We start from the raw sequence: 11378 nt of genomic DNA, 5'->3' as shown, positions 1-11378 counted from the left end.
AGTCGAGAACCTTGTGCAATCCTCCCTTTTATTGTAGCCTAGAAAACAAGAACAAAAAGTGTAACTTCATTCCGATGAATTTCCTATTTTAGCGAAGGAGTGCTTGGCTCGTGAAAATAAGACGGCACTACTTGGCCTTACGCAACTCTTATCCGCATATTTCGGATGATGCGCCATTCGAGGCCACGGTCGGCGAGCTCGCTGAGGTGCTCGATTGCACGCACCGGAATATGGTGCTGCTGCTGAAGCGAATGCAGGAAGAAGGCTGGCTGGCTTGGGAGGCCAAACGCGGCCGCGGCAACCGTTCTACCCTGCGCTTCCAAGTGAAGAAAGAGCAGATGCTGTTAGCCGAAGCTCAGGAACTTGTGGATAAGCAGGAGCTGCATGCCGCGTTGGAACTGCTCCATACGCTTGAGGACGGCGACGCGGCCAAGGAACAGTTCCATGATTGGCTATCTAGCCAGTTCGGGTTCCGTACGGAAGTCCAAGGGGCGACGCGTTCGGATATCCTGCGGTTTCCGCTGCCGCAGACGATCCATACGCTCGATCCGGCACGAATCCATTTTACCGGCGAGTCGCATCTGGTCAGCCAGTTGTTCGACAGTCTCGTTCGGATGGATGCCAAAGGCAGGAGCGTCGAACCTCATCTGGCGCATGCGTGGGACGTGGATGCATCGCGTACGGCATGGACCTTTTATTTGCGCAAGGGCGTCCTCTTCCATCATGGCCATCAGATGGTGGCCGAAGATGTCCGCTACTCGCTGGAACGGTTGAGACGTCTCGCGCCCAAAGGTTTATATAGTTGGGCTTATGCAGGTATTGCGGATATGCAGGTGGTCGACGATTACACGATTCGAATCCGGCTGGCTGCGCGTAACGAAGCGTTCCTCGCCTTCTTGTCGACGAACCGTGCGGCGATCGTGCCGCAGGAGCTATGCGAGACGGTTGGCGAGGCGTTCGGGCGCAATCCGGTCGGGACAGGCCCGTTCCGTCTTGCGGGCAATGAGCATGGTGTCTGGCAGCTGGAGGTCTTCCCGGCGTATTTTCAAGGGCGAGGCTTTCTCGACCGGGTTGAGGTGTGGGCGATGCCGGAGAATTCCGCTGCGGCGCGGGAGGCGCATCTCCCGACATTCCAAGTGATGCACAATGTCCGGATCAGCAGCAGCGCCGAGCGGTGGCAGCAGGTACGTCAATCCGGTATGACCTGCAAGTTCATAACGGTGAACGAGTTGAAGGAAGGCGTGATGCGTAACGAGCGGATTCGCGCAGCGCTGAACGCGGCGATTAACCGGTTGCGGCTGCTCGAACTATTATCCGGCGACGTCATCGAGATGGGGGACAGCTTCTGGCCGGAAATGATGGCAAGCGGGCCGAATTCGCCTGCACCTTCGCCCATCGACATCGAACCGGAAGCTATCGAGCGCGAGCTCGAGGCGGCCGGTTACCGAGGTGAAGCGCTCATTCTGGCGACGATCCCGCAGTATGAAACGGATGCCCGCTTCATTCAGCAGCTATGCGCGAGCGTCGGCATTCGAATAACGACGAAGCTCATTCCTGCCGAGCAATTCAAGGGCGAGGCGCGCATGAGCGCCGATCTGCTGCTCTTCGCCATCATGCTCGACGAGCATCGGGAACTGCGGCTGATCGATCTGTACAAAAGCTTGCAGCAGCATTTGTCGCCAGACATGCAGCACTGGTTGGAAACCTCGCTCACCGCCATCCTGGCCGAACCCGATCCCGCGCTGCGTACGGCGAGTTTCCAGGCTATCGAAGACCAGTTGAAATCCCGCAGTAGTCTGTTATTCCTGTACAGGAAGCATCTCAAAACAGCATTCCATCCGAATGTGCGCGGCATTGCGCTGGAATCGCTCAGCTGGGTTAGGTTTAGGGACCTGTGGTTTGTGTAGGGCTGCTGCCCTTGCGACTCGCTGTGGGGAGAGACTAGGGCTGCTGCCCTTGCAACCCGCTGAGTTTGGTAGGGCTGCGCCCTACTGAACCCCCTGTTTTCACCTCGCCCCTTCCCCCTCCATTGGAGGGGAACAAGAGGGTCATCACCCTCTTGACTCCGATAATCGGCGTGACTCGTAACGCGGCCGTCTTCGATGTGTTCTTTCGGCGTTGGCCCGCTTTTGTCCCCGCGGATTAGCTAGCATGCAGATTCGGCATGCCGCACTCCGCTTGGACAAAGCTCTGATTTCGAGCTTCGTTCGCGGCTTTTGTGCCTTAGGGTGGAAACTTGATGGGCTCGCACATATGATCGTCACAAGAGCTGACCCTCGCTTGACGTCCACTTTGTGGACACGCTGACGTTTAAAATAGAAAAGTGTCCATGCGTGTTCTACGCATGGACACTTTTTGCTTGTTTTAACTATAACTTAAGCTTTCGCTTTCGCTTCTATCACGCTTTCCGCGATTGGGCGTCTGCCGCTTGGCAGCTCGCGCGCATGGAACTTTTCGTCTAGCGTATCCAGTCCGCCTTGATAGCCAAGGGCGATGACCGCATGAAGCTCTAGCTCAGCTGGAATTTCGAGCACTTCTCTCGCTTTCGTGCGGTCAAAGCCGCCTGCTGCGTGCGTTACGAGACCGAGCGCTCTTGCTTGCAGCGCGAGCGACATCCAGGCCGCGCCAGCATCGAAGGCATGAGCGCCGTTCGGCTCGCCGCTATCGCGGAGCGGATGGGAAGCGATCAGCAGCAAGACAGGGGCGTGATCCGTCCATCCGCGGTTACCCGGCAGGATGAATTCTTTGAACAAGTCCAGCTGTTGCTGATCTTTCGCCACAATGAAGCGCCAAGGCTGCAGATTCAACGCGGAAGGCGCCCAACGTGCCGCTTCTAGTATCGTCTCTAGCGTATCCTCGGCAACCGGCGTGCTCGCAAAAGAACGCGGGGACCAGCGGTTAACGAATAGGGAATTGACCGGGTGCTCCGGCTGACGGTGCGCCTTAACCTCTTCAGTCAGTTCAAACAACGCTTTTTGCTCGTTTACATCCATATGGCTCATCGATTTCTCCTCCTCAAAGTGACAGCTTCGGCTTGCTTGCTGCAGACCGCAGCTGCATCCATCTATATATGGTTTAATTGGCGTCAACTTCCGGGAACAACGTCCGCAGTCTCTCCGGCATCGGTTTGCTTTTGCGCGTATCCGAGTCCATCGTGACGCTGGTTACGAGCGCATCGGCGCATACTTCGCCGCGCGCGTTCACGATTTCCTGGCGGAGCACGTAGCTGCTTCTCCCGGCTTTATCCGCTTGCGTGATGACCGTCAGCTGATCGCCCTGCCTGCACTCACGCCGGTAATTGATGTTGATGTTGACTGTAACCGTCTGAATGCCCAACTGGAGGAACGCTTCGTACGGCAGCTTCGCCTGCTCGTACCACTCTTCCCTGCCCCACTCCAGATACTCCAAATACTTGGCATTGTTCACATGGCCGTTCACATCGATTTCAGTCGAACGCACGACTAAGCTAAGCTTGGCTTGCAGTACCCTCACTTCTTCCTGTCGATTTTCTACAGGCGCTTGCTATTCTTTCGGATGAATCATGTCCTCGGCCTTTACAACCTCGTCGAACTTCTCGCCCGTGATAAGTCCGCTGCGAACAGCCGCCTCGCGTAGCGTCAGACCCTCTTTATGAGCCGTCTTCGCGATCGTCGCCGCATTCTCGTAACCGATATGAGGATTCAATGCCGTGACGAGCATCAGCGACTCGTTCAGGTGGCGTTTGATCGTGTCGAGATTCGCTTCGATGCCGACTGCGCAATTCTCATCGAACGAACGAATCGCGTCCGCCAGCAGGCGTGCCGATTGCAGGAAATTATGAATGATAACCGGCTTAAATACGTTCAGTTCAAAATTACCTTGGCTCGCTGCAAAACCGATCGCCGCGTCGTTGCCCATCACTTGGCAGACGACCATTGTAAGCGCCTCGCTCTGCGTCGGATTTACTTTGCCTGGCATGATGGAGCTGCCTGGCTCGTTCTCCGGAATGCGGATCTCGCCGATCCCGCAGCGCGGGCCGCTGGACAGCCAGCGAACATCATTGGCAATTTTCATCAGGTCCGCCGCCAATGCTTTGAATGCACCGTGCACGAAGACCAACTCGTCATGACTGGTAAGCGCATGGAACTTGTTAACCGCGCTCTTGAACGTTTTGCCTGTCAGTCGGCTAATCTCCTCGGCTGTCTTGTCGCCGAACTCCGGATGCGCGTTGAGACCTGTGCCTACCGCTGTTCCGCCGATAGCCAGTTCGCGCAGCGACTCCGAGCTCAGACGGATCATTGCATCGGACTTCTCCAGCATGCGTACCCAGCCGCTAATTTCTTGGCCAAGTGTCAGCGGCGTCGCATCCTGCAGATGGGTGCGTCCGATTTTGATCACATCCGTGAACGCTTCGCTCTTCGCCACCAACGTCGATTTGAACTGCTCGATCGCCGGCAGCACCAGCTCTTCAACTGCAATGAGCGCAGCGACATGCATCGCGGTCGGGAACGTATCATTGGAGCTTTGCGAACGGTTGACGTCGTCGTTCGGATGAACTTTGCCATCATTGCCGCGTTCCGCGAGAAGCTGGGAGGCCCGGCGCGCGATCACTTCATTGACGTTCATATTCGATTGCGTACCGCTGCCCGTCTGCCAGACCGCGAGCGGGAATTCATCATCCCAGCGGCCGCCGAGAATTTCATCGGCAGCGTCTGCGATCGCGTCAGCTTTCGCGCCATCAAGCTTGCCCAGATCTTTGTTCGCCAAAGCTGCACTCTTCTTCAGGTAAGCAAATGCATGAATGATTCCAAGCGGCATTTTTTCCGTGCCAATCTTGAAGTTCTCGAGGCTGCGCTGGGTCTGCGCTCCCCACAAACGTTCTTCAGGTACTTGAATTTCTCCCATGGAATCTTTCTCAATCCGATAGCTCATCTTCTTGACCTCCAATGATTGATAATGATGTTCATGTTACAACCTGATGTGCAGCTCCTCCTACATTGTACCCATGGTGCAGTTTTCCACTCGCCGCGCTCGCTAGCCCTGGAAGGTGATGCGGATGTCAATGACCTCGCTGCGGCTGCCCAGCCGAATTGGAGGCCCCCAGGTTCCGAAGCCGGAAGAGACGATGACATGCATCGCATGCTTGCGCAGATAACCCCAATCCAGCTCGAACAGCCGGCCGGTAATCCAGTGATTCGGCGCCATTTGCCCCCGATGCGTATGACCGGAGAGCATCAGATCGGCTCCTGCTTCCGCAGCTTTGTCAAAGCTGTAAGGCTGATGGTCCAGCAGCAGGATCGGCTTGCTATGGTCGAGCTCATGCAATAACTCCGTTACCGGGAGCCTTCCGCCTTGCAGCGCTTCCGCCGTCTTGTCCTTGCGTCCTGCGACATACAAGGAATCCGCGATGTTCACCGTCTGATCCTGCAGAACCTCGATTCCGATCGCTTTCATACGCTGCGCGTACTCGTCGATATGCCCGCCATAGTATTCATGATTGCCAAGCGTAGCATACACGCCAAGCGGTGCGCGCAGCTCCCTCATCACCTCGGCCATATTCTGGCGTACGAACGGCTCCACGCTGTCATCAAGCACATCGCCAGGGAGCAGAATGAGATCCGGTTGGATCGTCTCGACCGACCGTATGAGCCGTTTCAAATGACGCTTGCCCACGATGTTGCCTAGATGAAGATCCGAGGCCATCGCAACGCGCAGCTCGCGGAACCGGCCGGCTTTTTTGTCAATAACAATGTCATAGCGTCGAATGATAGGGCGCCATGCATTCCACGAGCCTCGTGCGATGAGCAGCGCCAACATGCCGGAGGCGAACCACCCAGCCGTATGCAACGCACTGTTCCGGCCGAAGCCAGCCAGGCGAAGCAAGCCGTAGATCAGATCGGCGGCGGGCACGAGCAGCAGCGAATAGAAGAGAATCGCCAAGCCGTAAGAGCCGATCACTTTCAGAGTCGAATAGCCCCAATATGGCAGGAGCTTGCGAAGGAGCATTGATGCTATATAGGCAAACGCCAGTATGGCGTAGACCGCCCAGTAAATCTGGATGAAAGATGCGGGAAGGACTTCCTCCCAGAACAAGGACCCATTCCAACTAATCCATGCATTCAATCCAAGGAAAAGAGCAAGAAATACAATAGCTGGTACAATTCTCATCGATCGTTACTCCCACGTATGATCCAATTTGTACGAATAAATACAAGTGCGCCAATCGGTAGACGAAAATCCCTCCGCCTCTGCGTATCTCAACAGGTGGGCGTAACAGTTGTCCCTTGAGTGCCCATCTTATGTAGGAACATTGCATTCAATAGGCAGCCCATCCTGCACAGGAAACGCTTGCAAAGCGACGTCAAAAATCCACCCGCATTCCCTAGCATCCATGAACAGTAACACGCCGTGTTCGAGCATACACCTACAACAAACATCCCTCGGCTCCTCTTCATGTCCGAATCTAGTCTGTGACATATGGGGTTGCGAGAGGATAAGTTTTCACCCACTTGTGGTCGTTACGCATCTCTTCATCACTTTTCAAAAAATAGGCGTATCGGACTTTCCCGGCCCGATCCGGCAAAGGATCATCCCATGTAACGTCCATATGGTGCCAATTGCCTCTAATCTGGACAAGGTTCCATACGTGGCTGCCTGTGTGAACCTCCCCTTCCGCGATGCGGCTGGTGAGGCCAGCAGCTTGAAGCATCCGGTATGCCAACAGCGTATACCCTTGGCAGACGGCGGTTCCTTGCGTAAGCGCTTCGTAGGCCGTATAGCGTTGCAGCGCCTCATCGTAGCGCATGTGCAGCACAATCCAATCATGAATGGCTTGTACCTTCTGCTCTTCTTTCATATCAGGGGTTATGAGATTAGACAGCACACTCGCAATACGCTCGTCCACCAGTTTCGTCTGTTCAGCCGTTTCCCGGTAGCGAACGTTAATTCGAATGGAAGCCGTGGTTCCCCACGAACGAACAGAGTAAAAGTAAGAATCCACGATATAGGCGATATAATCATCCTGACCGATTGCACGCCGCATCAGTTCTGCGATTTCTGATGACAGTTCAGTTTTGTTACCAGCGTAGGACAAGGTGATAGCCGTCTGCTGGTTCCTCAATGAGTGGGCAATATCTTGCTCGAGCGCCTCGAGGGTTGCGGGAAGTTCGCCTTTGGCCTGAACAACCGTGAAGCGAAAATCCGTACCGAGTCCATACCCAATGACGACAACAATTAGCACAATTCTCACAAACAGGCTGCGCATAATGTAAGTGCCTCCGATCGGATGTCCTATCCTCATTATACGCTAACAATTATTGGAGAACAAAGTTCTCGGACAAACTCCTCGGGTTTAGTCCAATTTGGCGTCACTAAATTTCTCCAAGCTGAAGTCGAATGAACACGATTCAAGACAAACTTCTGCAGTGTAAATCATCCATAAGCCGCTAAATCGACGATGAGCACCACGTTCCATGATACCTGTTTGTTCATCACCCCCATCATTCCAATCCTGGGGCCGTCAAAAATGAATGTGAAGGAGCCTCCCAACGTGAATCCGACACGCAATCACTGCAAGGCCAAGAGCTTACCCGGGTTCCTTTTGGCCTACCAATGCATGAGGAGCACACATCCCGAGTTGCTCGAATATGTTCATGACTGGCCGGCAATCGTCTACGTTCATCCCGGACAGGGAACTTTGTTCATCGGACAGACGCTGTATGATATGCAAGCCGGCGATCTGTTCCTCATTCCAGGCAATACCATTCACCGTACACTCCCGGATGCGATAGACCCCGCAATTACTACAGCACTCACATTCAGTCCTCTCCTATTCTCGGATGGCGCCGCGGCAGATTCTTTCACGCCATCGACAATGTTCGAATACTGCAAGCTGAGCAAGCACTACCGATGGGATACGAAACAGGATAACAAGTCCATTCCTCAATTGCTGGACCATCTTCACTTAGCGCATACGTCCAAGAATCGATGTGAGCCTGCCGTCATCCAAATGCTGCAACAGTTGCTGCGCTTCCTAGATGCCGAGCTCTGCCAAGGTACGCTGCCTAACAGTCGTACCTCAACCCCGATCTCCGCCTGGATGAACGAGGCGTTACAATATATCGATGAGCATCTGTTCGAAGACATTCATCTGCCGTTGCTGGCCAGATTCACGAAGGTCAGCCCTACGCAATTATCCCAGCTGTTCCAACAGCTCATCGGACTCAATGTGATGGAATACATTTTTACCCAACGCATCCTATATGCCAAAGACTTGCTTCACCACAGCAGCAGCTCAATCAGCGAAATTGCGGCGCAATGCGGTTTCGACAGCCTGTCGTGTTTCTACAAAAAATTCAAGGCGGTTACAGGTGCACCACCTTCCCATTTCCGTCGACATACCTCTTGGTACTTGGATTAGGATTGGATGGACACCGGACCGCAGCAAATGCCATCTAACGCACTCCATTGTGTAATCAAAAAAATCCGGACGACACCAACGGATATCGACCGGATAAAACAAAAAAACGTCCAGCAATCTGGACGTCTAATCATCATATGGAGCGGAAGACGGGAATCGAACCCGCGACCCTCGCCTTGGCAAGGCGATGCTCTACCGCTGAGCCACTTCCGCTTATGGTGCGGTCAAGAGGACTTGAACCTCCACGGTTGTTACACCACTAGAACCTGAATCTAGCGCGTCTGCCAATTCCGCCATGACCGCAAAATAATACTGGTGCCGCCGAGAGGACTTGAACCCCCAACCTACTGATTACAAGTCAGTTGCTCTACCAATTGAGCTACAGCGGCATGTTAACATAGATGGCGGAGCCGACGGGATTCGAACCCGCGGTCTCCTGCGTGACAGGCAGGCATGTTAGGCCTCTACACCACGGCTCCGCGTTACTATTTGGTTGCGGGGGCAGGATTTGAACCTGCGGCCTTCGGGTTATGAGCCCGACGAGCTACCGGGCTGCTCCACCCCGCGTTAATATAAATGGTGACCCGTAGGGGATTCGAACCCCTGTTACCTCCGTGAAAGGGAGGTGTCTTAACCCCTTGACCAACGGGCCATATTCGCAATTCGTTTCACACGAACGTTTATTAATATAGCATATGATTTCTAGGCTTGGCAATACTTTTTCTGAAAAAATATAAAAATATCTGTTTTATTGTCGATCGACGTCACCTCGGTCAGCCTGCTCCCCTACAGGCAAAACCCAGAAAGCGAGCTTAGAGGCTCGTTTTCTGGGTTTTTTGGTCTTTCATCTTTACATGAATCGCCCAACTATAGACCATACCTCCGCCAGCCAGCAGCGCCATGATAAGGTACACGTTCCGTCCACCGACCTGATCGAACAACCATCCCCCAAGCGTGGAACTCACCACACCGGAAATGCCGAATAACAGTGTCGCGAGCAAGGTCTGCCCCGTTGCTTTCCATGCTGGCGGTATGATGCGATATAAATATTGAATCGCCGCCGCGTAGAACAAGACGAACGATACGCTTTGCAGCAGCTGAAGGCCTACAACAGCTATTGGTGCAGCCATAATTGAACTGAGTAAGAAACGTAGTGCATAGAAGAATGCAGCCCATGCGATGACTGCCAATTCTTTGCCTTCGCGAATTAATCGATGGCTTACCGCAAATACAACCACTTCGGATAAGGTCATGACCGTCCACGCTATGCCGACTTGACTAACTGTCCCTCCAAGTTCTTGGATGTAGACGCCAATGAATATATCATTCATACGATGCGGAATTGCAAGAATCAAGATTAACGAAAAGAACATAATGGTACGTTTGTCTTTCAGGAAAAGCTTCATATCCGTCAACTGCATTCGTTTGGAAACTGCTGGTGCTTCCGGCGTTTTTAAGCATAAGAGCAGCGCTAGTACGCCATATAACATAAACAGCGCGAAGTAGCTGCCTTGTCCATAATACTCGATCGCAACTCCTGCAACGAGCGAGGAGGCCGCATAGCCAAGCGCGCCAAACATGCGAATCGAGCCAAACGGAATATTCAGTCTCTGAGCGGACTGATAATTAAGGCTCTCCACCAAAGGATCTGTCGGCATGAAGAAAAAGTACATTAACCCGGTTAGAACGCCTAACAGTATCATATCGGAAGCCTGGAACAATGCCGCACCTATACCGACCGACACGAGAAGCAGCATCACAAGCGTATGCTTTAGCGATCGGAAGCGGTCACTAATCATTCCCCATATCGGCTGGGACAGCATGCCGACGAAGCCGCCAAGCCCGAGAATGAGCCCTAGTTCCGTATTCGTAATATGCTGAGATCGCAAATAAATCGGGAGAAATGAAAGAAAGATAGAAAATAGCGAGAAGTAGAAGAAGTTGTACCCCCGCAGCCAATGTATCGCCAACGAGATCGTTCCTTTCTAACAGGGCTTTGCTTGCTTTCATTATATAATGGCTATGGTCGATAAATATCAAAAAGTCGATTCCCGTAAGGAAACCGACTACTATCTTAAACTATGTATCTTTGAAAATAAATGGTCGGGATGACACGATTTGAACATGCGACCCCCTGGTCCCAAACCAGGTGCTCTACCAAGCTGAGCTACATCCCGAAAATAAATGGCGCGCCCTAAGAGATTCGAACTCCTGACCTTTTGATTCGTAGTCAAACGCTCTATCCAGCTGAGCTAAGGGCGCGTATTAATGGAGCGGAAGACGGGAATCGAACCCGCGACCCTCGCCTTGGCAAGGCGATGCTCTACCGCTGAGCCACTTCCGCATATGGTGCGGTCAAGAGGACTTGAACCTCCACGGTTGTTACACCACTAGAACCTGAATCTAGCGCGTCTGCCAATTCCGCCATGACCGCAAAATAATATGGTGCGGTTGATGGGACTCGAACCCATACACCCGGTGGGCACTACCCCCTCAAGATAGCGTGTCTGCCAATTCCACCACAACCGCATATGAAAATGAAAGTGAGCCATGTAGGACTCGAACCTACGACACCCTGATTAAAAGTCAGGTGCTCTACCAACTGAGCTAATGGCTCATACAATGGCTGGGGATCAAGGATTCGAACCTTGGCATGACGGAGTCAAAGTCCGTTGCCTTACCGCTTGGCTAATCCCCAACAGTGAGGGTAATGAAGTTATAATGGCGGAGCCGACGGGATTCGAACCCGCGGTCTCCTGCGTGACAGGCAGGCATGTTAGGCCTCTACACCACGGCTCCACATTATATGGTGACCCGTAGGGGATTCGAACCCCTGTTACCTCCGTGAAAGGGAGGTGTCTTAACCCCTTGACCAACGGGCCTTGAAAATAGAACGGAGAAGGAGGGATTCGAACCCTCGCACCACTTACGCAGTCTAACCCCTTAGCAGAGGGTCCCCTTGAGCCACTTGGGTACTTCT

Annotated in this window: 8 protein-coding genes and 16 tRNA genes; 2 read left to right on the top strand and 22 right to left on the bottom strand. The window is 53.3% G+C overall.

What is annotated here, in order from left to right:
• Nucleotides 1–110: 110 nt before the first annotated feature.
• On the top strand, nucleotides 111–1907 hold the full coding sequence (locus FHS18_RS32815; RefSeq protein WP_183604615.1) for an ABC transporter substrate-binding protein: 1797 nt from the start codon (nucleotides 111–113) through the stop codon (nucleotides 1905–1907).
• Nucleotides 1908–2375: 468 nt separating this feature from the next.
• Here the strand turns inward: FHS18_RS32815 and FHS18_RS32810 are convergent, their stop codons facing one another.
• From FHS18_RS32810 to FHS18_RS32790, 5 genes are all read right to left on the bottom strand, one after another.
• Nucleotides 2376–3002 (bottom strand): nitroreductase family protein, encoded by a 627-nt coding sequence (locus tag FHS18_RS32810; protein ID WP_183604614.1) that lies wholly within the window; start codon nucleotides 3000–3002, stop codon nucleotides 2376–2378.
• A 73-nt stretch (nucleotides 3003–3075) separates the two neighbouring features.
• On the bottom strand, nucleotides 3076–3483 hold the full coding sequence (locus FHS18_RS32805) for an acyl-CoA thioesterase (RefSeq protein WP_183604639.1): 408 nt from the start codon (nucleotides 3481–3483) through the stop codon (nucleotides 3076–3078).
• Nucleotides 3484–3522: 39 nt separating this feature from the next.
• The gene (gene fumC / locus FHS18_RS32800; protein WP_183604613.1) at nucleotides 3523–4911 is read right to left on the bottom strand and encodes a class II fumarate hydratase; all 1389 of its coding nucleotides are present in this window, start codon (nucleotides 4909–4911) and stop codon (nucleotides 3523–3525) included.
• 102 nt (nucleotides 4912–5013) lie between these two features.
• The gene (locus tag FHS18_RS32795) at nucleotides 5014–6147 is read right to left on the bottom strand and encodes a metallophosphoesterase (protein ID WP_183604612.1); all 1134 of its coding nucleotides are present in this window, start codon (nucleotides 6145–6147) and stop codon (nucleotides 5014–5016) included.
• Nucleotides 6148–6442: 295 nt separating this feature from the next.
• Complete coding sequence (locus tag FHS18_RS32790) at nucleotides 6443–7243, bottom strand: transglutaminase domain-containing protein (protein WP_183604611.1); 801 nt, start codon at nucleotides 7241–7243, stop codon at nucleotides 6443–6445.
• Nucleotides 7244–7615: 372 nt separating this feature from the next.
• On the opposite strand from FHS18_RS32790, the gene FHS18_RS32785 reads away from it, so the two are divergent.
• Nucleotides 7616–8398 carry an AraC family transcriptional regulator gene (locus FHS18_RS32785; RefSeq protein ID WP_183604610.1) on the top strand — a complete coding sequence of 261 codons (783 nt, stop codon included), beginning with the start codon at nucleotides 7616–7618 and terminating at the stop codon, nucleotides 8396–8398.
• A 138-nt stretch (nucleotides 8399–8536) separates the two neighbouring features.
• Here the strand turns inward: FHS18_RS32785 and FHS18_RS32780 are convergent.
• The 17 genes from FHS18_RS32780 to FHS18_RS32700 all read right to left on the bottom strand — a co-directional run bounded on the left by FHS18_RS32780 (nucleotide 8537) and on the right by FHS18_RS32700 (nucleotide 11378).
• Nucleotides 8537–8611: transfer RNA gene (locus FHS18_RS32780), tRNA-Gly, on the bottom strand.
• A 3-nt stretch (nucleotides 8612–8614) separates the two neighbouring features.
• A tRNA-Leu gene (locus FHS18_RS32775) sits at nucleotides 8615–8701 on the bottom strand.
• A 10-nt stretch (nucleotides 8702–8711) separates the two neighbouring features.
• A tRNA-Thr gene (locus tag FHS18_RS32770) sits at nucleotides 8712–8787 on the bottom strand.
• Nucleotides 8788–8800: 13 nt separating this feature from the next.
• A tRNA-Asp gene (locus tag FHS18_RS32765) sits at nucleotides 8801–8877 on the bottom strand.
• 11 nt (nucleotides 8878–8888) lie between these two features.
• Nucleotides 8889–8965: transfer RNA gene (locus tag FHS18_RS32760), tRNA-Met, on the bottom strand.
• A gap of 10 nt (nucleotides 8966–8975) precedes the next feature.
• Nucleotides 8976–9050, bottom strand: a tRNA-Glu gene (locus FHS18_RS32755).
• Between the two features lie 160 nt (nucleotides 9051–9210).
• Nucleotides 9211–10368, bottom strand: a complete 1158-nt coding sequence (locus FHS18_RS32750) for an MFS transporter (RefSeq protein ID WP_183604609.1) — start codon at nucleotides 10366–10368, stop codon at nucleotides 9211–9213.
• A 130-nt stretch (nucleotides 10369–10498) separates the two neighbouring features.
• Nucleotides 10499–10575 (bottom strand) — tRNA-Pro (locus FHS18_RS32745).
• Between the two features lie 8 nt (nucleotides 10576–10583).
• Nucleotides 10584–10660 (bottom strand) — tRNA-Arg (locus FHS18_RS32740).
• 7 nt (nucleotides 10661–10667) lie between these two features.
• Nucleotides 10668–10742: transfer RNA gene (locus FHS18_RS32735), tRNA-Gly, on the bottom strand.
• A 3-nt stretch (nucleotides 10743–10745) separates the two neighbouring features.
• Nucleotides 10746–10832, bottom strand: a tRNA-Leu gene (locus tag FHS18_RS32730).
• Between the two features lie 9 nt (nucleotides 10833–10841).
• Nucleotides 10842–10927 (bottom strand) — tRNA-Leu (locus FHS18_RS32725).
• A gap of 15 nt (nucleotides 10928–10942) precedes the next feature.
• Nucleotides 10943–11015, bottom strand: a tRNA-Lys gene (locus tag FHS18_RS32720).
• A 6-nt stretch (nucleotides 11016–11021) separates the two neighbouring features.
• Nucleotides 11022–11096 (bottom strand) — tRNA-Gln (locus FHS18_RS32715).
• 24 nt (nucleotides 11097–11120) lie between these two features.
• Nucleotides 11121–11197 (bottom strand) — tRNA-Asp (locus FHS18_RS32710).
• 8 nt (nucleotides 11198–11205) lie between these two features.
• Nucleotides 11206–11280: transfer RNA gene (locus FHS18_RS32705), tRNA-Glu, on the bottom strand.
• Nucleotides 11281–11292: 12 nt separating this feature from the next.
• Nucleotides 11293–11378 (bottom strand) — tRNA-Ser (locus FHS18_RS32700).

The sequence above is a fragment of the Paenibacillus phyllosphaerae genome, from assembly GCF_014192105.1.
GTDB lineage: Bacteria > Bacillota > Bacilli > Paenibacillales > Paenibacillaceae > Paenibacillus_Z > Paenibacillus_Z phyllosphaerae.
Note: the sequence above shows the minus strand (reverse complement) of the source record. Positions and strands in the feature narration are given on the sequence as shown.

Excerpts from the sequence above, each read along its gene's own strand:
- FHS18_RS32790 (WP_183604611.1), bottom strand. The coding sequence starts at position 7,243 with ATGCGCAGCCTGTTTGTGAGAATTGTGCTAATTGTTGTCGTCATTGGG.
- fumC (WP_183604613.1), bottom strand. The coding sequence starts at position 4,911 with ATGAGCTATCGGATTGAGAAAGATTCCATGGGAGAAATTCAAGTACCT.
- FHS18_RS32795 (WP_183604612.1), bottom strand. The coding sequence starts at position 6,147 with ATGAGAATTGTACCAGCTATTGTATTTCTTGCTCTTTTCCTTGGATTG.
- FHS18_RS32810 (WP_183604614.1), bottom strand. The coding sequence starts at position 3,002 with ATGAGCCATATGGATGTAAACGAGCAAAAAGCGTTGTTTGAACTGACT.